The 17,976-nt window shown below is 54.2% G+C and carries 25 protein-coding genes; 6 read left to right on the top strand and 19 right to left on the bottom strand.

Annotation, left to right across the window (positions count from 1 at the left end):
* Positions 1 to 37: 37 nt before the first annotated feature.
* From H035_RS0103595 to efp, 5 genes are read right to left on the bottom strand one after another with little or no spacing between them, the layout of a single operon-like run.
* Positions 38 to 1,399, bottom strand: a complete 1,362-nt coding sequence (locus H035_RS0103595) for a sigma 54-interacting transcriptional regulator (RefSeq protein WP_022947633.1) — start codon at positions 1,397 to 1,399, stop codon at positions 38 to 40.
* Positions 1,400 to 1,403: 4 nt separating this feature from the next.
* Positions 1,404 to 2,012, bottom strand: a complete 609-nt coding sequence (locus H035_RS0103590) for a hypothetical protein (RefSeq protein ID WP_022947632.1) — start codon at positions 2,010 to 2,012, stop codon at positions 1,404 to 1,406.
* On the bottom strand, positions 2,005 to 3,450 hold the full coding sequence (locus tag H035_RS18015) for a HAMP domain-containing sensor histidine kinase (RefSeq protein ID WP_022947631.1): 1,446 nt from the start codon (positions 3,448 to 3,450) through the stop codon (positions 2,005 to 2,007). Before H035_RS18015 ends, H035_RS0103590 begins: the two co-directional genes overlap by 8 nt.
* Complete coding sequence (epmA, locus tag H035_RS0103580) at positions 3,447 to 4,418, bottom strand: EF-P lysine aminoacylase EpmA (RefSeq protein ID WP_235044535.1); 972 nt, start codon at positions 4,416 to 4,418, stop codon at positions 3,447 to 3,449. Before epmA ends, H035_RS18015 begins: the two co-directional genes overlap by 4 nt.
* Positions 4,390 to 4,959 carry an elongation factor P gene (efp, locus tag H035_RS0103575; RefSeq protein WP_022947629.1) on the bottom strand — a complete coding sequence of 190 codons (570 nt, stop codon included), beginning with the start codon at positions 4,957 to 4,959 and terminating at the stop codon, positions 4,390 to 4,392. The genes epmA and efp overlap by 29 nt, the downstream gene beginning before the upstream one ends.
* A gap of 35 nt (positions 4,960 to 4,994) precedes the next feature.
* On the opposite strand from efp, the gene epmB reads away from it, so the two are divergent.
* From epmB to H035_RS0103555, 4 genes are all read left to right on the top strand, one after another.
* Positions 4,995 to 5,993 (top strand): EF-P beta-lysylation protein EpmB, encoded by a 999-nt coding sequence (gene epmB, locus H035_RS0103570; protein WP_022947628.1) that lies wholly within the window; start codon positions 4,995 to 4,997, stop codon positions 5,991 to 5,993.
* Positions 5,994 to 6,125: 132 nt separating this feature from the next.
* A complete protein-coding gene (locus tag H035_RS22575; protein ID WP_022947627.1) occupies positions 6,126 to 6,254 on the top strand; it encodes a hypothetical protein in 129 nt (42 codons plus the stop codon).
* Between the two features lie 157 nt (positions 6,255 to 6,411).
* Positions 6,412 to 8,010 (top strand): glutamate--cysteine ligase, encoded by a 1,599-nt coding sequence (gene gshA / locus H035_RS0103560; RefSeq protein WP_022947626.1) that lies wholly within the window; start codon positions 6,412 to 6,414, stop codon positions 8,008 to 8,010.
* Positions 8,007 to 8,729 (top strand): phosphoadenylyl-sulfate reductase, encoded by a 723-nt coding sequence (locus H035_RS0103555; protein ID WP_022947625.1) that lies wholly within the window; start codon positions 8,007 to 8,009, stop codon positions 8,727 to 8,729. Before gshA ends, H035_RS0103555 begins: the two co-directional genes overlap by 4 nt.
* A gap of 30 nt (positions 8,730 to 8,759) precedes the next feature.
* Here H035_RS0103555 and cysB read toward each other — a convergent pair whose 3' ends face one another.
* A complete protein-coding gene (gene cysB / locus H035_RS0103550) occupies positions 8,760 to 9,734 on the bottom strand; it encodes an HTH-type transcriptional regulator CysB (RefSeq protein ID WP_022947624.1) in 975 nt (324 codons plus the stop codon).
* 116 nt (positions 9,735 to 9,850) lie between these two features.
* Here cysB and H035_RS0103545 point away from each other — a divergent pair, with 116 nt between their 5' ends.
* Positions 9,851 to 10,684 carry a sulfite exporter TauE/SafE family protein gene (locus tag H035_RS0103545; RefSeq protein ID WP_235044534.1) on the top strand — a complete coding sequence of 278 codons (834 nt, stop codon included), beginning with the start codon at positions 9,851 to 9,853 and terminating at the stop codon, positions 10,682 to 10,684.
* A 40-nt stretch (positions 10,685 to 10,724) separates the two neighbouring features.
* On the top strand, positions 10,725 to 11,054 hold the full coding sequence (gene fdxA / locus H035_RS0103540) for a ferredoxin FdxA (RefSeq protein ID WP_022947622.1): 330 nt from the start codon (positions 10,725 to 10,727) through the stop codon (positions 11,052 to 11,054).
* A 57-nt stretch (positions 11,055 to 11,111) separates the two neighbouring features.
* On the opposite strand, the gene rplQ is transcribed toward fdxA, so the two are convergent.
* The 13 genes from rplQ to rpsH are packed head-to-tail and all read right to left on the bottom strand — an operon-like array spanning position 11,112 to position 17,965.
* Positions 11,112 to 11,498, bottom strand: a complete 387-nt coding sequence (gene rplQ, locus H035_RS0103535; RefSeq protein WP_022947621.1) for a 50S ribosomal protein L17 — start codon at positions 11,496 to 11,498, stop codon at positions 11,112 to 11,114.
* 22 nt (positions 11,499 to 11,520) lie between these two features.
* Positions 11,521 to 12,540, bottom strand: coding sequence for a DNA-directed RNA polymerase subunit alpha (locus tag H035_RS0103530; RefSeq protein WP_022947620.1), 1,020 nt, complete (start codon positions 12,538 to 12,540; stop codon positions 11,521 to 11,523).
* A 23-nt stretch (positions 12,541 to 12,563) separates the two neighbouring features.
* Positions 12,564 to 13,187: a 30S ribosomal protein S4 gene (gene rpsD, locus H035_RS0103525; protein ID WP_026596227.1), complete on the bottom strand. Its 624-nt coding sequence runs from the start codon at positions 13,185 to 13,187 to the stop codon at positions 12,564 to 12,566.
* A gap of 12 nt (positions 13,188 to 13,199) precedes the next feature.
* Entirely contained in the window at positions 13,200 to 13,586 is a 387-nt protein-coding gene (gene rpsK, locus H035_RS0103520) for a 30S ribosomal protein S11 (RefSeq protein WP_022947618.1), read from the bottom strand.
* Positions 13,587 to 13,623: 37 nt separating this feature from the next.
* Positions 13,624 to 13,980, bottom strand: coding sequence for a 30S ribosomal protein S13 (rpsM, locus tag H035_RS0103515; RefSeq protein ID WP_022947617.1), 357 nt, complete (start codon positions 13,978 to 13,980; stop codon positions 13,624 to 13,626).
* Between the two features lie 36 nt (positions 13,981 to 14,016).
* Positions 14,017 to 14,130 carry a 50S ribosomal protein L36 gene (gene rpmJ / locus H035_RS21200; protein ID WP_084684820.1) on the bottom strand — a complete coding sequence of 38 codons (114 nt, stop codon included), beginning with the start codon at positions 14,128 to 14,130 and terminating at the stop codon, positions 14,017 to 14,019.
* A 19-nt stretch (positions 14,131 to 14,149) separates the two neighbouring features.
* Complete coding sequence (secY, locus tag H035_RS0103510; RefSeq protein WP_022947616.1) at positions 14,150 to 15,481, bottom strand: preprotein translocase subunit SecY; 1,332 nt, start codon at positions 15,479 to 15,481, stop codon at positions 14,150 to 14,152.
* Positions 15,482 to 15,498: 17 nt separating this feature from the next.
* On the bottom strand, positions 15,499 to 15,936 hold the full coding sequence (rplO, locus tag H035_RS0103505) for a 50S ribosomal protein L15 (protein WP_022947615.1): 438 nt from the start codon (positions 15,934 to 15,936) through the stop codon (positions 15,499 to 15,501).
* Positions 15,936 to 16,124 (bottom strand): 50S ribosomal protein L30, encoded by a 189-nt coding sequence (gene rpmD, locus H035_RS0103500; RefSeq protein ID WP_022947614.1) that lies wholly within the window; start codon positions 16,122 to 16,124, stop codon positions 15,936 to 15,938. The genes rplO and rpmD overlap by 1 nt, the downstream gene beginning before the upstream one ends.
* Positions 16,125 to 16,128: 4 nt before the next feature.
* Positions 16,129 to 16,632: a 30S ribosomal protein S5 gene (gene rpsE / locus H035_RS0103495; protein ID WP_022947613.1), complete on the bottom strand. Its 504-nt coding sequence runs from the start codon at positions 16,630 to 16,632 to the stop codon at positions 16,129 to 16,131.
* A gap of 15 nt (positions 16,633 to 16,647) precedes the next feature.
* Complete coding sequence (gene rplR / locus H035_RS0103490) at positions 16,648 to 17,001, bottom strand: 50S ribosomal protein L18 (RefSeq protein WP_022947612.1); 354 nt, start codon at positions 16,999 to 17,001, stop codon at positions 16,648 to 16,650.
* A gap of 16 nt (positions 17,002 to 17,017) precedes the next feature.
* A complete protein-coding gene (gene rplF / locus H035_RS0103485; protein WP_022947611.1) occupies positions 17,018 to 17,551 on the bottom strand; it encodes a 50S ribosomal protein L6 in 534 nt (177 codons plus the stop codon).
* A 24-nt stretch (positions 17,552 to 17,575) separates the two neighbouring features.
* Entirely contained in the window at positions 17,576 to 17,965 is a 390-nt protein-coding gene (gene rpsH, locus H035_RS0103480; RefSeq protein ID WP_022947610.1) for a 30S ribosomal protein S8, read from the bottom strand.
* Between the last annotated feature and the right edge of the window lie 11 nt (positions 17,966 to 17,976).

Genomic DNA, 17,976 nt, shown 5'->3' with positions numbered 1-17,976 from the left:
TACCAAAGGCGTGCGCTCCCAATGGGCGCAACCCACCCTAGGATTTGAACGAACCGGGATCCAACTGATGCCGATTCAACAAGCGATAAAATTCGGTCCGGTTGCGCTTGGCCAGCTGCGCCGCATGGGTCACGTTGCCGTGGGTGATTTGCATCAGCCGAATCAGATACTCGCGTTCGAAGCGCCGTTTGGCTTCCCGCAAGGGGGGCAGGGTATCGCCGCCGGCATCGCCGCTGAGCGCCTTCTGGACCAAATTTAATGAAATCAACGGCGTATTGGTCAAGGCGATGCATTGTTCCACCACATTGTGCAATTGACGCACATTGCCCGGCCAATCGTAACGCACCAAATACTCGAGAGCCTCGGGCGAGAACCCCTTGACCAGATTGCCGTATGGAATCGCCAACTGTTTGATGAAATGCGCGGCCAGCAGGGGGATATCCTCCGGTCGCTCACGCAGCGGAGGAACCCTCAAGGTCACTACATTGAGGCGGTAATACAGATCTTCGCGGAAATCGCCGGAAGCAACCGCCTGGTCCAAATCCACGTGGCTGGCCGAAATAATCCGAACATCCACCGGAAAAGTCTCGGTACTCCCCACCGGCCGCACCGACATTTCCTGGATCGCCCGGAGCAGCTTGACTTGGAAGGACTTGGGCATATCGCCGATCTCGTCCAAAAACAGCGTGCCGCCGTTGGCGGCGCGGAACAAACCTTGATGATCCCTGACCGCTCCGGTGAAGGCGCCCTTTTTGTGGCCGAACAATTCCGACTCGAATAAATGTTCGGGAAGCGCGCTGCAATTGACCGCGATAAACGGCTGATCAAAACGGGGACCCGCTTGATGAATGGCTCTCGCCAAAAGCTCCTTGCCGGTACCACTCTCGCCGTGAATATAAACGCTCGCGCGACCTTGAGCCACCCGCGCTACCTGGTTGAGCAAATCCTCCATCGAAGGGCTCTGGGTATAAATTTTGCCGCGCCAGGTCTGCTCCGACTCTTCATTCCGGGAGGTTTCCGAGCCCAGGCAAATCTCCATCGCCTGGGTGACTTGACGCACCAATTCCTTGTTATCCACCGGCTTGGTTAGAAAACCGAACACCCCTCGCTGGGTGGCATCGACCGCATCGTTGATGGTCCCGTGGGCGGTGAGAATGATGATCGGCAAGGTCGGACGGCGCGCATGAACGGCTTCGAACAGGGCCATGCCGTCCATGTCGTCCATCATCAAATCGGTTACCACCACATGGGGCCGAAACAATTGTAATTGGGCCAATGCGTTCTCCCCGCTGGTCACCGGCTTGACGGCGAGACCGGCCGCACTGAGACGCATGGTCAACAGACGCAAAAAGCTTTGATCGTCGTCAACCACCAAGACTCGGTTACGTGAATCCTGCATTCGTTTAGGGTATCTCCGTTGGGTTCAAACTTTGTTCGATCGCTTTCAATGCTTCCAGCTTCGATTGGGCATCTTGAAGCGATTCATTACATTCGCGGAGGCGTCGCGTGAGATTTTCGTTGATTTGCTTCCATTTCTGATTCAGCTTATGGGCCAGCTCTGCATTATATCGGTCCGCGCTATACAGACGTTCCGAGATGATTGCGTGGTAGCTAAGAAAACGCCGGGTCTGAAGGTCCTGCACTTGGGCTATCCCCGTTTTGAACAAACCGACCGCCTGCTGCAACTCATTCCCTCCGCAATCGGAAACCACCAACAAAGCCAGGGCTAAATGAAGCTGAACCGCCGCATTCGGGCTGATTTCATTGAAACGCTGCAACCATTCACATTCAGCCCGACGTTGAAAAGAGGGAAGTTCGGCGAGATAGGCCGCATATCCCACTAATTCGGGCAAGGTCTGAAGCTCATAATTGGGCTCGTTAAGCATCGATTCCGTCAATGAATGCGGGCCGGTGCCTGTGTTGGGTCGAACGGGATGCTGGGCGGCACATCCCGGCAAAAGACTCAAGGCGATACACAATAATCCCACCCGCAACAAGGGGTACTTATCCAAGCCGATCTCCATTCAATGGAATGACCACCCGAAAACAGGTCCCGGTGCCCGTGGGAGGATCCAAAATCTCCACTTGACCGTGGTGCATGACCGCACACTCGTTCACGATCGTCAACCCCAAGCCGGTTCCTTCGATGCCCAATTTGCGTCCGGTGGCCCCTTGATACAAGGCATCGAAAACCCGCTTACGCTCTTCCGAGGGAATCCCGGGGCCCTCATCGCCAACCTCGAAATACATCATTCCCTCTTTTTGGAATAAGGCAACTTTAATCTTGCTTCCGCGAGGTGAATATTTGACCGCATTGGATAACAAATTATCAACCATGGAGCGCAACAAATCGGCAAACCCGTTCAACTTCACCGACGCCAGGCGGCTTTCCAGGCGAATCTCGTTGGCTCGTAAGCGGACGCGATAATCATCGATGACCTCTTCCACCAAGGACTTCATATCGATTTTCTGAGGACGAATTATTTCCTCCAAGCGCTGAAGCTGGCTATAGCGGATCAAATCCTCGATCATGCGATAGAGTTTGCCGGCGTTATCGGAGAGAATTTGGACGATCTCCGCCTGCTCCGAGGTCAATTCCCCGACTACTTGATCGTCCAGCAATTCGATTCCTTCATGGATATTGGCCAAGGGGGTCTTTAATTCGTGGGAGATATTGCGCATAAAACGCTGCTTTTCCGCCTCCAACATCCGCAGGCGAGTCCGCAGCCAATCCAACCGCCTCCCGAGCGCTTCCAGGTCGCGCGGTCCCTGCACGCTGATCGGCTGCTCGAAGTCCCGGTCCCCCAGATTGCGGATGGCGCCATCCAATTGGCGAATGGGACGAATGATGAGGAAGCTGAAAAATACCAGCAACAATACGGCCACGGGCAGCAAGATCCGCAAATGCCGAATCGTCTGTTGGCGGGATTGTTGAGACTGTTTTTCCAGGGCCTCCAAATTCATCCCCACCGCTTGAATGCTCAGCTGCCAGATTTGATTGGCCAACTGCCGGAGATAGGGAAACTGATCCGCGGCGGCCATTTTTATCGGCATCTCGAGGCGCGGATCCAATAAGGTGGTGTACAAGTCGAATTCATAGCCTTCCAATTTGGCCAATAGACGGTTCAAATCATTTTCCTGCACCATTTCCCGAAGCCCCCGAAGCTCGGCTACGAAGTTTTCTCGGGAAGCACGATAACGGTCGAACAAAGCTTCATCGGATAGCACCAGGTATTGTTTGGCGCTGCGCTCCATCGCCACCAAATGCTCCAGCAACACCCGACTGCCATGGGTCGAGCGAACCGATCGATACACCGCTGCTTGGCTGTAACCGGTGAGTTTTTCCAAAGAGTATAGAGCCGACCCCAGCGCCAACAGCAAGGGTAGCAGGACCAGGACAAAACTCACCAGGAGCAGGGTGAATAGGGAAGGAAATCGGTAACGCTTCACGACAACGGAAATGCCAGGACATCGGTGAGGGCCGTCAGACCGAGCGCCAACATCAAAACCCGGTCGACCCCCATAGCCACCCCCGAACAGTCCGGCAAGCCCGACTCCAGTGCGGCGAGCAAATCATCGTCCAGCGGCGGCAAAGACAAACCGGTGCGGCGACGGCGGGACAGATCCGCCTCGAAACGGCTACGCTGCTCCACCGGATCGGTCAACTCTCGGTACCCGTTGGCAAGCTCGATGCCATCCACGAACACCTCGAACCGCTCCGCCACTCGAGGATTTTCGGATTTCAATCGGGCCAGCGCCGCCAAAGGCGCCGGATAGTCGTGGACGAACACCAATGTTCTCCGAGGCAAGCGCGGCTGGATCACATGGGAAAAGAGAAAATCGAGCCACAGAGTGCGATCCTCCCCGCATAACGAAGCCGCTTCCGGAAAACCCAAGGCTTCCGCGCGGCGCTCAAATCGAACCAACGGGGCTTCCCAGGAGACGCCGATATGCGCTTCAAATAACGCTCCATAGGCATGATACTGCCGCCCCCCGATCGCATCGCCCAGCAACTCATCCAGCAAACCAGCGACTTCCTCCATCAGGCGAGGCAAATCGAAGCCGACCCGATACCACTCCAGCAGGGTAAATTCGGGATTGTGCCAACGTCCCGCTTCGCCGCGACGAAATGCTTTGCAGATCTGATAGATGGAACCGGATCCCGCCGCCACTAGGCGCTTCATGGCGAATTCGGGCGAGGTCTGCAGATACAAACCGCCAGTGTCCGTCGCAATGCTCGCCAAATGCGGGTCCAGCGCCGTGGTAAACCAAAGCTGAGGGGTTTCCACCTCCAGCACGCCGGCCCGCCGGAAGAACGCACGAATCTCATCCAACATGGCGGCCCGCCGATGGAGTGCCCGCCAGTCGCAGCCGGGACGCCAAGCGGCCTTATTTTCCAACGCGGGAGACGTAGTCACCGGTGCGCGTGTCGATTTTGAGGATTTCATCCGTCTGGATGAACAACGGCACCCGGACCACGGCGCCGGTTTCCAGGGTTGCCGGCTTATTGCCTCCGCCGGAGGTATCCCCCCGCAGACCGGGATCGGTTTCCACCACTTGCAGCTCTACGAAGTTGGGCGGCGTGACCGAAATCGGGGCGCCGTTCCAGAGGGTGACGGTACAAAGGGCCTGCTCCTTGAGCCATTGCTTGGCGTCCGCCACCGCTTTGCCGTCTGCGGCGACTTGTTCGAACGAATTGGGATCCATGAAATACCAAAATTCGCCGTCGTTGTAGAGATATTGCATTTCGGTTTCAACGACATCCGCCGCCTCGAGGCTCTCGCCGGATTTAAAGGTTTTCTCCAGCACTCTACCGGTGATTAGATTGCGCAGCTTGACGCGGTTGAATGCTTGGCCCTTCCCGGGTTTGACGAATTCGTTTTCGATGATCGAACAGGGATCGCCATCCAGTAGCACTTTTAACCCTGCTTTGAATTCATTGGTACTATACGTCGCCATGTGGAACACATCCTTTTTCGAAGTTTAGAAAGACAGTGAATCCCATTATACCGCAAGCCCCCCCCCTCTCCGCTTGGCAACGGGAATTGGCGGAAGGGTTCCGTTCACCCGCCGAATTGCTCGACTTCCTCGAACTGCCCCGGCACGCGTTCGACGCGGAGGCGGCGGCCGCTTTCCCTTTCCGCGTCCCGCGAGAGTTCGCGGCGCGCATGCATCCCGGCGATCCCGACGACCCTTTATTGCGCCAAGTCCTGCCTTGCGCCGAAGAAACCCATCACACGCCCGGATTCGTCAGCGATCCGGTCGGCGACAACCAAGCCAAGTCGGCACCGGGTGTCCTGCACAAATATCATGGCCGGCTGCTTCTCGTTACCACGGGCGCCTGTGCCATTCACTGCCGCTATTGTTTCCGGCGCGAATTCCCTTACCAGAACGATCAACTCACGCCCAGCCGCTGGCAACCGGCGCTGCAATACATCCGCAACCAACCTGCGGTCACCGAGATTATCCTGAGCGGGGGCGATCCTTTGATGCTGAGCAATGCCCGTTTGGCCCAATTGATCGAAGCTTTGGCCGCTATTCCCCACCTGCGTCGAATTCGCCTTCACAGCCGCTTGCCGATCGTCCTGCCCAGCAGGATAGAGCCGCAATTGTTGGAAGTTTTAACCGGATCTCGTCTGGATTGCGTAATGGTCGTCCACGCCAATCATCCCAACGAAATCGACGACCGGGTGGCGCAACACATTCACCAGCTCCGCCGCCGTCTCATCCCCGTGTTCAACCAAAGCACCTTGCTGCGGGGAATCAACGATGACATAGAATCTTTGGTTGCCCTGCAAGAGGCCCTGTTCGAAGCCGGCATCCTACCTTATTATTTACATTTGCTCGACCGCGCTCGCGGCACGGCGCATTTTGAAGTCCCCGAAACAACGGCCAAATCCCTCCACGAACAGCTGCGACGCCGCCTGCCCGGTTACCTTGTCCCGCGCCTAGTCTTCGAACAAGCGGGCGCCCCCTATAAAATATACTTATAAATCATATAACTACAAAAAAAACCGAATCTCATTCGACGATAGGTATTGAATTTTTTATCCAGCTTGGTTATAAAAAGCTTGTGCGCTAAGCACTAATAAGTATCGAAACATATATGTAACGAGGAGGAAAACATGAAAAAGACACTCGGAATCATGGCGGTCCTTATCGCTACCTTGAGCATGGTCGGTTGCGGCAACTCTCCCGACGGTGACAGGCAGCGGCTCTCCAGCACCACCGTTGCCCCTAAGATTTTGGGTTAACACCGGATCTGAACGCCCAAATATAATAAAAATTAGGCTTTTCGATTCCTTCCCAACCCGGGTTCTGCCCGGGTTTTTTCATGTCCATCAGACACAACCCGCCCCGGTCCCTTTATAATGGTGCCGTTTTCGTATCAAAGACGAGGGATCTCCATCATTGAATGCCGGCCATTTCATCGAACGCCTTGAGCAGATCGCACGCTCGGCAAACGCTTCATCGCTCTCTCGGGGTCTTAAAGGTCTGGAGAAAGAGAGCCTACGGATTACCACCGACGGTCGCATCGCTCAGAGCCCGCACCCCAAGTCTCTGGGCTCTGCCCTGACGCACCCCCACATCACCACCGACTATTCCGAAGCGTTACTGGAACTCATTACCCCGCCCGAAGCCGAAAGCCGGTCGACCTTGGATTTTTTGGACGCCATCCATCGTTTCGTCCATCAGCGATTGGCCTCGAATGAAATCGCCCTTGCCACGAGCATGCCCTGCGGCTTCGAGCACGATGACGATATCCCCATCGCCCGCTATGGCACGTCCAACATCGGCCGCATGAAATACGTCTACCGGATGGGGCTGGCTTATCGTTACGGCCGCGCCATGCAAGCGATTGCGGGCCTCCACTTCAACTACTCCCTGCCTGAAGGCTTATGGCCCATTTTGCAGGAAGCATGGGAAGATACCCGCCCCTTGCGAAGCTTTCAGTCCGACACCTACTTTTCCTTGATCCGCAACTTGCAACGCTACGGCTGGTTGCTACTCTATTTGTTCGGTGCCTCTCCCGCGGTATGCAAAGCTTTTTTGGCTTGTCGAGGGGAAGTGCCGCCGGAATTCGTCGAATTGAGCCCGAACACCTATTGCCTCCCTTACGCTACGTCGCTCCGAATGAGCGACATCGGTTACAAAAACCAAACCCAATCCAACCTTTACATATCTTGCAATAACCTCGAGGAATACGTTGCAAGCCTCTGTCACGCGGTCGAGACCCCCCACCCCCCTTATCAGGCCATTGGCGTCAAGGTCGGCAATGAATACCGCCAGCTCAACGCCAATATCCTTCAAATAGAAAACGAATATTACAGCTCGGTTCGGCCCAAACAAATCGCCGAGCGGGGGGAAAAACCCACAATCGCTTTGAAACGAAGAGGCGTCCGGTATGTGGAAGTGCGGGCCCTCGATCTGAATCCCTATGAACCGCTGGGGATCGACCTCGAGCAGATTCATTTTCTGGAAGCCTTCTTATTGTATTGCCTGCTCCAAGACAGCCCTCCCCTAAGCCGCGAGGAAAATCAGACGATCCAGGCCAATCTGCTCGCCACCGCCCAACGCGGCCGGGATCCGGCACTAACTCTCAGCCGAAACGGCGATACCATCGCCCTGCGCCAATGGGCCGAATCCATAAGCAAGGAGATGGAACCTCTATGCCAATTATTGGACGCCTCCTTGCCGACCAATCGCTACCAAACCGCCCTGGCGCAGCAGCAGGCCCGGATCGAGGACGCCAACCTAACCCCTTCGGCGAGAATTTTGTCGGAATTACGTGCCAACGAAGAATCTTTCGCCGCCTTCGCTCTACGTCGCTCCACGCAACACGCCGCTCATTTCCGTGACAGCCCCCTCCAAGGCGAGCGCTTGCTTCAGTTCGAACACCTTTCCCGGCAATCCATGCAGGAACAATACCGCGTGGAAGCCGAGGATCGAATGAATTTCGATGATTTTTTGGAACACTATTTCAGCCAAACTTGTCAAGATACTACATGACTCATTCAGAATTCGATCTAAAGCACTGGCAGCAGGCGCTGTCCGGCAAGGGACCGCGCCCTATCCTGCGCACCGCACTGACCCATTTCGACCATATCGCCCTGGCCTTCAGCGGCGCCGAAGACGTGGCCTTGATCGACATGGCCTGCCGCATACGGGATGACATCTCGGTATTTACCTTGGATACCGGCCGCCTGCACCCGGAAACCTACCGCTTCATAGAGCAGGTAAGAGAGCGCTATCCCATTCGGCTGGATATTTTATCCCCCGACGCGGAGGCCCTTCGGGAACTGGTTCAAAACAAGGGCTTGTTCAGCTTTTATCGCGACGGTCACCAAGAATGCTGTCATATCCGCAAGGTGGCCCCTCTGCAACGGAAACTCGCCACGTTGGATGCGTGGATCAGCGGTCAGCGCCGCGATCAAAACCCCGACACCCGGCAACGTATTCCGGAGGTGGCGTTGGATCCGAGTTTCCAGGGCAAAAGCGGAAGTTTGATCAAATTCAACCCCCTCGCCAATTGGACTTCGGAGCAGGTTTGGGATTATCTCGAAGCATTCGATGTTCCCTTCAACGAACTCCATCGCCGAGGCTTCCGCAGTATCGGCTGCGAACCATGCACCCGCCCCACCCTCCCGCATCAACACGAACGCGAGGGCCGTTGGTGGTGGGAAGAAGGCGCTAAAAAAGAATGCGGTATTCACCGCAAACCGGAATAGCTTTTGTTTTGACTTAAATAAAATAAGCGCTTAATGGCAGGGCAGACCGATCCCTTCGAACAAAGCGTCGATATCGCGCTTGTCCTTGATTTTCATCGCCTGTTCCACCCTGTCTCGAGTCAAATGGGGAGCGAACAGCTCGATAAAGTCATAGATATAGCCGCGTAGGAACTTATCTTTTCGTAAACCGATTTTGGTCACGCTGGGTCCGAATAAATGGCCGGCTTCCAGCGCCACCAGGTCCGAATCGGTCGCGGGATCGTATGCCATCCGGGCAACGATCCCCACCCCCAAGCCCAAACGCACATAGGTTTTGATCACATCGGCGTCCACGGCGGTCAACGCCAAGCGGGGCTGCAACCCCTGCTGGGTAAAGGCTTCGTCCAGCCTGGAACGGCCGGTGAAGCCGAATACATAAGTGATCAGCGGCCATTCGGCCACATCCTGTAAAGTAAGCGGCTCTTTTTCAGTCAAAGGATGGTCTTTTGGAACCAAAATGCAGCGGTTCCATTGATAGCAGGGCAACATGATCAAATTATCGAACAACTCCAAGGCCTCGGTAGCAATGGCGAGATCCACCACCCCTCGAGAAACCAAGTCGGAAATCAGCATGGGCGTGCCCTGGTGCATCGTCAAAGTGACTTTTGGATAGCGCGCCATGAAACGATCGACCACCCGGGGCAATGCATAGCGGGCCTGAGTATGCGTGGTGGCGATGGTGAGAGAACCGGAGCGTTCGTCCCGATATTCCTGGGCAATTTGTTTAATATTCTCGGTTTTATTCAGAATCTCTCCGGCCAACGCCACGATCAACTGGCCCGCCGGCGTAATCTCGGTCAACTGCTTCCCGTTACGCACAAAAATGGGAATACCCAGCTCGTCTTCGAACAAACGGATCTGCTTGCTGATTCCAGGTTGAGAAGTAAACAGGCTCTCCGCTGTCGCAGAGACATTGAGCCCGTGATGAGCGATCTCCCATATATAACGGAGCTGCTGTAGTTTCATATTCTTAATCAGTCTAATAATATAGATACTTATACTTTATAAGTATAAAGCTGTGGCTTCATAATGCAATGACTTACCTAGCCGTATCGGCACGGACGCCATACGGCTTTCAGCTAATGGAAAAGCGTCAACAACACTTGAACCGATTTTGCATGGATATTCTGCATATTCTAACGGGTGCCATCGTGGGGTTTATCATTGGGTTAACCGGCGTGGGGGGCGGTTCTCTCATGACTCCGATCCTGATCCTGGGATTTCAAATCAACCCCGCGGTGGCAGTAGGTACCGATTTGCTTTATGCCGCTCTCGCTAAAGTCAATGGCGTATTTTTCCACCACCGTCAGCGCACGATCGATTGGAAAGTCGTTCTTAGATTAAGCTGCGGAAGTCTGCCCGCCGCATTACTCACGCTCCTCATGCTCGGCAAATTAAAACGACTGGGATACGATTTCGAACATTGGATGACGCTTACCTTGGGCATCATGCTAATATTAACTGCCTTAGTGGTCTTTGCCCGCCAAAAATTGCTGCAATTATTGCAAAAAGGCTTACATCGACAAAACCCATTGATTACTCAGCTTAAACGCCATCGTGGGACGATTACGATCCTGACGGGAGTGGCGTTAGGTTTTTTTGTCACCCTTTCCTCGGTGGGGGCGGGGGCAGTGGGCACCGCTATTCTATTTTTGCTTTACCCCAACACAAGAACCGTCATGATTGTGGGAACCGACCTCGCCCATGCCGTGCCGCTCACAGCGATTGCCGGGATAGGGCATTGGCAGATCGGGAGCGTCGACCTTGAGCTATTAAGCGGACTAATAATGGGAGGATTGCCAGCCATATACTTGGGAAGCCTGGTGGGTAGAAAACTGCCTGACAGAATCCTACGTCCCGTGCTTGCCTTCATCCTCCTTGGGCTGGGACTACACTTTAGCTTGAGAGTGGTATAATTTCACGCCATCTTAACGAATTAAATTTAGGATCGAGATCATGACGTTTGTGATTACCGAAAACTGCATCAACTGTAAATATACCGATTGCGTCGATGTCTGCCCTGTCGATTGCTTCCACGAAGGCCCGAACATGCTCGTGATCGATCCGGACGAGTGCATCGATTGCACCCTATGCGAACCCGAATGCCCGGTCAATGCGATTTATTCGGAAGACGAAGTGCCGGAAGAACAACAAACGTTTATTCAGTTGAATGCCGAATTGGCCAATCAATGGCCTGTCATTACCGAGGTGAAAAGTCCGCTTCCCGACGCGGAGGAATGGAATGACAAACCGGATAAGCTCACGTTGTTGAAAAAAGAATGGTGATCAAAAAAGCCGGGGTGACCCCGGCTTTTTTGATTGCTTATTTGTAATTCCCTGCGGTTATTCTTGCTCTTGCAGATCCCCGCCAACAGGCCGATCCACCAATTCGACATAAGCCATGGGTGCCGCGTCTCCGGGCCGATGGCCGCATTTCAAGATGCGAATATAGCCCCCGGGGCGCGTTTGATAACGCGGCCCCAACTCGCCGAACAACTTGGTTACGCATTCTTTATCCCGCAATCTGGAAAACGCCAATCGGCGCCGGGCGGTGCTATCCTCCTTGGCCAAGGTAATCAAAGGTTCGGCGACCCTGCGCAATTCCTTGGCTTTCGGCAAAGTAGTCTTAATCAGTTCATGCCGAAACAAGGAAGCAGCCATATTACGAAACATAGAACGCCGGTGACTGCTAGTACGATTTAAATGTTTTCCCGCTTTACGATGACGCATTACCACTACCCCTACAAAATCCTTAAGATGCCTTCACTTTGTCTTCTTTCCTGCTTTCCTCCGGCCGCTTCAGATCTTCCGGCGGCCAGCCTTCCAACCGCATCCCCAAGGACAGACCTTTGGAAGCCAATACATCCTTGATTTCAGTCAAAGACTTTTTACCCAGGTTGGGGGTTTTAAGCAGCTCAACTTCAGTCCGCTGTACCAGATCGCCAATGTAAAAGATATTTTCTGCTTTCAAACAATTGGCTGAACGCACAGTCAATTCAAGATCATCCACCGGACGCAACAAAATCGGCGCGAATTTCGGGCCTTTTTCTTCCGGTTCTTCCCGTTGTTCTTCCTGCAAATCCACAAAGATGGTCAGATGATCGCGTAGGATCTTGGCCGCACGCTTGATGCAATCCTCCGGATCCACCGTACCATTGGTTTCCAGCTCAAGCACCAAGCGATCCAAGTCGGTGCGCTGGTCTACACGGGTGTTCTCGACTCGGTAGGCCACTTTGCGAATCGGACTAAAGGAAGCATCCAAGCGCAATACGCCAATCGACTGATCCTGCTCGGTACGCATTTCCGCAGCCGGCTGATATCCGCGACCCCGCGCCACCCTGAGGGTCATATTCAGTTCGCCCACATCGGTCAGATGAGCGATCACCAAATCCTTGTTGATGACATCCACATCGTGACTGACGCTGATATCACTGGCCAATACCGGTCCGGGACCTTTTTTGGTCAGTTTCAATTCCGCCGACTCACCTTCGTACAGCACGACCGCCAATTGTTTGAGGTTCAGCAGAATGTCGACCACATCCTCCTGTACGCCTTCAATCGACATGTATTCGTGCAAAACCCCCTCGATTCGGACATCGGTGACCGCACAACCTGAAATCGAGGACAGAAGCACCCGACGCAGAGCATTCCCGAGAGTATGCCCGTATCCACGCTCAAGCGGCTCAATCGCAATCTTGGAGCGATGTTGATCCGCTTCCGTTTCAATGCTAACGATACGAGGTTTATGGGAATTTAATAAAACATCAAGCATAATTTTTGAATCAACCGCTTAAGTTACTTGGAATAGAGCTCGACCACCAACTGTTCCTGAATGTCGGAACCCAGATCCGCACGGTCAGGCAGTGATTTGAATGCGCCCGACATGTTTTTTGTATCCACTTCCACCCATTCGGGAAAACCGTATTGTTCGGCAACGGTCAAAGCATCTTGCACGCGCTGCTGCTTTTTGGCTTTTTCCCGGACGGAAACCACGTCCCCGGGTTTCACCTGATAGGACGGGATATTCACCACCGCGTCATTGACCAGGATTCCTTTATGCCCCACCAATTGGCGCGCCTCGACACGGGTGGAAGCAAAGCCCATCCGATAAACCACGTTATCCAGACGGCCTTCCAGCAAAAACAATAGATTCTCGCCAGTGGAGCCCTTCTGCCGCGCGGCTTTCTTGTAATAATTCCGGAATTGGCGTTCAAGCACTTGATAGATACGCTTGATTTTTTGCTTTTCCCGGAGCTGCATCGCATAGTTGGACAAACGCGCTCTGCGCCGTTGACCGTGCTGACCGGGGGGCTGATCCAGTTTGCACTTGCCTTCCAGCGATTTTCCGCGGCTCTTCAGAAACAGATCGGTGCCTTCCCGGCGTGCCAATTTGCATCGTGGACCTGTATATCTTGCCATCGGTTTTCCTCCTTACACGCGGCGTTTTTTAGGCGGACGGCATCCGTTATGGGGGATCGGGGTGACGTCGGAAAGCTGCACGACCCGAAACCCCAGATTGTGCAGTGCACGTACCGCCGATTCGCGGCCCGGACCCGGCCCCTTCACCTGGACATCCAAATTCCGCATGCCGTATTCCTTCACCACGTTGCCGGCCCGCTCCGCCGCCACCTGCGCGGCAAAAGGGGTGCTCTTGCGGGAACCTCGAAATCCGCTGCCTCCCGCGGAAGCCCAGGCCAATGCATTTCCTTTGCGGTCGGTGATGGTGATAATCGTGTTGTTAAAGGATGCGTGGATATGCGCAATCCCGTCGGAAATTTCCTTGCGAATCTTCTTTCGACTACGACTCGGGGCCGCCATTAACAATTACCTCTAGTAAACTCGTTGGATAAATGAATTATTTGCGCACGGGCCGCCGCGGACCCTTACGAGTCCTCGCATTGGTGCGGGTTCTCTGGCCTCTTACCGGCAACCCACGCCGATGGCGAAAGCCGCGGTAACAACCGAGATCCATCAAACGTTTAATATTCATGGAGACTTCGCGTCGCAAATCCCCTTCAACAATGTATTTGCCCACCTCGGACCGGATCCGATCGACTTGTTCTTCCGTCAAATCCTTTACCTTGGTGGCCGGGTCGATTTGGACCGTCTCGCAAATTTCTTTTGCCCGAGAACGGCCGATACCATAAATGGACGTGAACGAAATGACGACATGCTTATGAACCGGGATATTGACTCCAGCGATACGCGCCATGCACTTAGTCTCCTACTGCCGATATTCTCTAACCAATTAACCTTGGCGTTGCTTGTGCCGGGGTTCTTTACATATAACCCGAACGACGCCGTTGCGACGAATCACTTTACAGTGACGACAAATTTTTTTCACAGAAGCTTGAACTTTCATCTTGCGCTCCTAAATTCTTTTAGCGGGTGAATCCGGTGGAAGGGGCCCCTTTGCCCTTCAGGTTCGCTTTGCGCATCAGGCTTTCATACTGCCCCGACATCAGGTGGGTTTGCAGTTGCGCCATAAAGTCCATGACCACCACCACGATAATCAAAAGCGAAGTCCCACCAAAATAAAAAGGGACATTCCAATACAAAATCAAAAAATTGGGCAGCAAACATACCAAGGTGATGTAAATCGCACCAATCATGGTCAATCGGGTCATGACCGAATCGATGTAGCGTGCGGTATGGATGCCCGGTCTGATTCCGGGAACAAAGGCACCGGATTTTTTCAGATTCTCGGCCGTTTCCTTCGAATTAAAAACCACCGCAGTATAGAAAAAACAGAAAAATATGATCGCCGCCGAATAGCAAAGAATATACAACGGTTGTCCCGGCGACAACGCCGTGGCCACGTCCTGAAGCCACCCCATGCCCTTCGCGTTGGCGAACCAACTGGCCACCGTGGCGGGAAACAGAATGATGCTCGATGCGAAAATCGGTGGAATCACCCCGGCCATATTGAGCTTAAGCGGCAAAAAGCTCCGCTGCCCACCGTACACCTGACGGCCCACCTGTCGCTTGGCGTAGTGAATGGGAATCCGCCGTTGGCCTTTTTCCACAAACACCACGAAGGCGGTCACCGCCAATGCCAGGGCAAATAAAATCACGACCGTGAGGGGCGTCATTTCACCCGTTCTGGCCAGCTCCAAGGTGCCGCCCACCGCCGACGGCAATCCGGCCACGATCCCTGCAAAGATAATCATGGAGATGCCGTTGCCGATGCCCCGCTCGGTGACTTGTTCACCCAGCCACATCAGAAATACCGTACCGGTCACCAAGGTGACCGCCGTAATAAATACAAACTGAGGGCCCGGATTGATCACTACGGGCAAACCGCCCGCAGTTTGGTTTTGCAGCGCGATGGCAACCCCGACGGATTGAAAGGTTGCCAGGAATACCGTGGCATAACGGGTATATTGGGTGATCTTGCGCCGGCCCGATTCGCCTTCCTTCTTCAGCTGTTCCAACTTAGGGACCACCACGGTCATCAGCTGAATAATGATCGACGCCGAGATATACGGCATAATCCCTAAAGCGAAGATACTCAAGCGCTTCAAGGCACCGCCGGAGAACATGTTAAACATGTCCAGAATCGAACCGCCTTGCTGCTCGAACATCATCGCCAGTGCTTTAGGATCAATCCCCGGCACCGGAATGTGCGCCCCGAGACGATAAACCACCAAGGCGCCCAATAAGAAGAGCAGCCGCTGGCGGAGTTCCGTCAACTGGCCGAATCGTCCCAGCATCGCCGAACTTGGAGTACTCACGAATCCTCCACTTTGCCACCTGCCGCCTCAATCGCTTGGCGGGCGCCCTTCGTCACCGCCAGGCCTTTTACTGTCAACGGCCGATCCACTTTCCCCGAAGCAATCACTTTTACATTTTTGACGATGGAAGTGATTATGTTCGCTTTACGCAGGGCTTCCAGATCCACCACGTCACCGGGCAGTTTGTTCAGCTCGTGAAGGCGCACTTCATCCGTAAGCCGTTGAGAGCGTGAACGAAAACCAACTTTCGGCAAGCGGCGATGCAAAGGCATTTGGCCGCCTTCGAAGCCCACTTTATGATAGCCACCGGAACGAGCTTTTTGCCCCTTGTGACCGCGCCCGCAAGTTTTACCCAAAGTGCAGCCAATTCCTCGGCCTACCCGCTTGCGTGATTTCTTGCTTCCCGGCGCAGGTTTGAGCGTATTCAGATACATTAGCCAACTTCCTCAACGTTCAACATATAGGCCACTTTATTGATCATGCCTCGGATCTCGGGAGTATCTTCCCGTTCGACGGTCTGGTGGATGCGCTTGAGCCCCAATCCACGCAGACAATCCCGATGCGATTTCAAACGACCTATTTTACTGCGTAACAAGGTAATTTTTAGCTTTTTTTCCGCCATTGTCTCAGCCCAGGATTTCTTTAACGGTTTTTCCACGCTTGGCGGCCACATATTGGGGGTCCTGCATTTCCGCAAGACACTTGATCGTCGCCCGAACCACATTGATGGAGTTGGTCGTACCGATACACTTGGCCAATACGTTATGCACGCCCACTGCCTCGAAAACAGCCCGCATGGCGCCACCGGCAATAATTCCGGTCCCCTCGGCGGCGGGTTGGATATAAACCTTGGCCGCACCTTCGTTCGCGGTGACCGGATACTGCAACGTATCTCCGCGCAGTTTCACCTGGACCATGTTCTTGCGCGCCTGCTCCATCGATTTTTGAATCGCTACAGGGACCTCCCGGGCTTTGCTCAAACCGTACCCGACTCGCCCATTGCCGTCCCCGACCACCGTCAGCGCGGTGAATCCGAACTGGCGACCACCTTTGACCACTTTGGCCACCCGGCGTACCGCAACCAGTTTTTCCTGTAGCTCGCCGCCCGTCTGCGTCGTTCCGTTTGCCATAACTTATCTCTGCTCCTAAAACCTCAAACCGCCCTCACGAGCAGCCTCCGCCAAAGCCTTGACTCGACCGTGAAACAAAAATCCGGAGCGATCGAAAGCAACTTTCTCGATACCGGCGGATACCGCTTGTTCCGCGATCGCCGCACCCACCGCCTGGGCAGCCTCGACATTCCCGGTATTTTTAACCTTACCCCGAATTTCAGCTTGCACCGTCGCGGCACTCGCCAATACTTTGGCACCATCCGCCGTCGTAATCTGCGCGTAAATATGTTTAGGCGTCCGATGCACCGTCAAACGGTGAACGCCCAAGCGGTGAATACGTCCTCTGGACTTCGCCGCACGCCGCATACGCGATGCTTTCTTATCCATGGGTTATATACCTCTACTATTTCTTCTTCGCTTCTTTCCTGACTACATGTTCGTCAGCATATCGAATCCCTTTGCCCTTGTAAGGCTCGGGGGGTCGATAGGCGCGAATCTCCGCTGCCACCTGCCCCACTTTTTGCTTATCAGCGCCTTTGACGGCGATTTCCGTTTGGCTGGGGGCTTCAAGGGTGATTCCGTCGGGTGCTTCGTAAACCACCGGGTGGGAAAAGCCCACGGTCAAGTTCAATTTCTTGCCTTGCACTTGGGCGCGATAGCCCACGCCTTGCAGTAACAGTTTTCTTTCGAAACCCTGGCTGACCCCGGTCACCATATTGTTGATCAACGCCCGCATGGTGCCGGCCATCGCCACGGCCTGCTGGGCATTCAGGCGTGCTTGCAGCTGGATCACCTGATCTTCGATCTGCACCTCCACCGAATCGTGGACCCGCCATGATAAATTGCCCTTCGCGCCCTTGACCGAGAGATCCTGGCCCTGAAGTTTTACTTCCACCCCTTGGGGAATGGTAATTGGTTTATTTGCTATTCTGGACATAGTGCTCTCAATCCTTGCCCCAGATCAGGAAACGATACAAATCACTTCGCCGCCGATTCCCTGCTTACGCGCAGTCTTATCGGTCATCACGCCTTGCGAGGTGGAAACCACGGCAACGCCTAGTCCACCTTGCACCTTGGGCAGTTCACCCTTACCCCGGTAAATCCTACGTCCAAGCTTGCTGTACCGTTGAATGCTTTCGATCACCGGCTGGCCCTCGAAATATTTCAACTTCACGGTTAAGGTCGCTTTTCCGCCGTCGCGCTCGACGCCAAAATCCTCAATGTATCCTTCATCCGCAAGCACCCGGCAAATCGCCTCTTTCAGCTTCGACGACTGCATTGCCACGGTCGCTTTACCGACCATTTGCGCATTCCGGATGCGCGTCAACATATCCGCGATCGGATCGCTCATACTCATACTTC

Source organism: Methylohalobius crimeensis 10Ki, assembly GCF_000421465.1.
GTDB classification, from domain to species: domain Bacteria; phylum Pseudomonadota; class Gammaproteobacteria; order Methylococcales; family Methylothermaceae; genus Methylohalobius; species Methylohalobius crimeensis.
This window is presented reverse-complemented; position numbering and strand designations above follow the sequence as displayed.

Bases quoted from the DNA above. Each gene is read 5' to 3' on its own strand.
- H035_RS0103595 (WP_022947633.1), bottom strand. From the start codon at position 1,399: ATGCAGGATTCACGTAACCGAGTCTTGGTGGTTGACGACGATCAAAGC.
- efp (WP_022947629.1), bottom strand. From the start codon at position 4,959: ATGGCGACGTATAGTACCAATGAATTCAAAGCAGGGTTAAAAGTGCTA.
- H035_RS22575 (WP_022947627.1), top strand. From the start codon at position 6,126: ATGAAAAAGACACTCGGAATCATGGCGGTCCTTATCGCTACCTTGAGC.
- H035_RS0103555 (WP_022947625.1), top strand. From the start codon at position 8,007: ATGACTCATTCAGAATTCGATCTAAAGCACTGGCAGCAGGCGCTGTCC.
- cysB (WP_022947624.1), bottom strand. From the start codon at position 9,734: ATGAAACTACAGCAGCTCCGTTATATATGGGAGATCGCTCATCACGGG.
- H035_RS0103545 (WP_235044534.1), top strand. From the start codon at position 9,851: ATGGAAAAGCGTCAACAACACTTGAACCGATTTTGCATGGATATTCTG.
- fdxA (WP_022947622.1), top strand. From the start codon at position 10,725: ATGACGTTTGTGATTACCGAAAACTGCATCAACTGTAAATATACCGAT.
- rplQ (WP_022947621.1), bottom strand. From the start codon at position 11,498: ATGCGTCATCGTAAAGCGGGAAAACATTTAAATCGTACTAGCAGTCAC.
- H035_RS0103530 (WP_022947620.1), bottom strand. From the start codon at position 12,540: ATGCTTGATGTTTTATTAAATTCCCATAAACCTCGTATCGTTAGCATT.
- rpsD (WP_026596227.1), bottom strand. From the start codon at position 13,187: ATGGCAAGATATACAGGTCCACGATGCAAATTGGCACGCCGGGAAGGC.
- rpsK (WP_022947618.1), bottom strand. From the start codon at position 13,586: ATGGCGGCCCCGAGTCGTAGTCGAAAGAAGATTCGCAAGGAAATTTCC.
- rpsM (WP_022947617.1), bottom strand. From the start codon at position 13,980: ATGGCGCGTATCGCTGGAGTCAATATCCCGGTTCATAAGCATGTCGTC.
- rpmJ (WP_084684820.1), bottom strand. From the start codon at position 14,130: ATGAAAGTTCAAGCTTCTGTGAAAAAAATTTGTCGTCACTGTAAAGTG.
- secY (WP_022947616.1), bottom strand. From the start codon at position 15,481: ATGCTGGGACGATTCGGCCAGTTGACGGAACTCCGCCAGCGGCTGCTC.
- rplO (WP_022947615.1), bottom strand. From the start codon at position 15,936: ATGTATCTGAATACGCTCAAACCTGCGCCGGGAAGCAAGAAATCACGC.
- rpmD (WP_022947614.1), bottom strand. From the start codon at position 16,124: ATGGCGGAAAAAAAGCTAAAAATTACCTTGTTACGCAGTAAAATAGGT.
- rpsE (WP_022947613.1), bottom strand. From the start codon at position 16,632: ATGGCAAACGGAACGACGCAGACGGGCGGCGAGCTACAGGAAAAACTG.
- rplR (WP_022947612.1), bottom strand. From the start codon at position 17,001: ATGGATAAGAAAGCATCGCGTATGCGGCGTGCGGCGAAGTCCAGAGGA.
- rplF (WP_022947611.1), bottom strand. From the start codon at position 17,551: ATGTCCAGAATAGCAAATAAACCAATTACCATTCCCCAAGGGGTGGAA.
- rpsH (WP_022947610.1), bottom strand. From the start codon at position 17,965: ATGAGCGATCCGATCGCGGATATGTTGACGCGCATCCGGAATGCGCAA.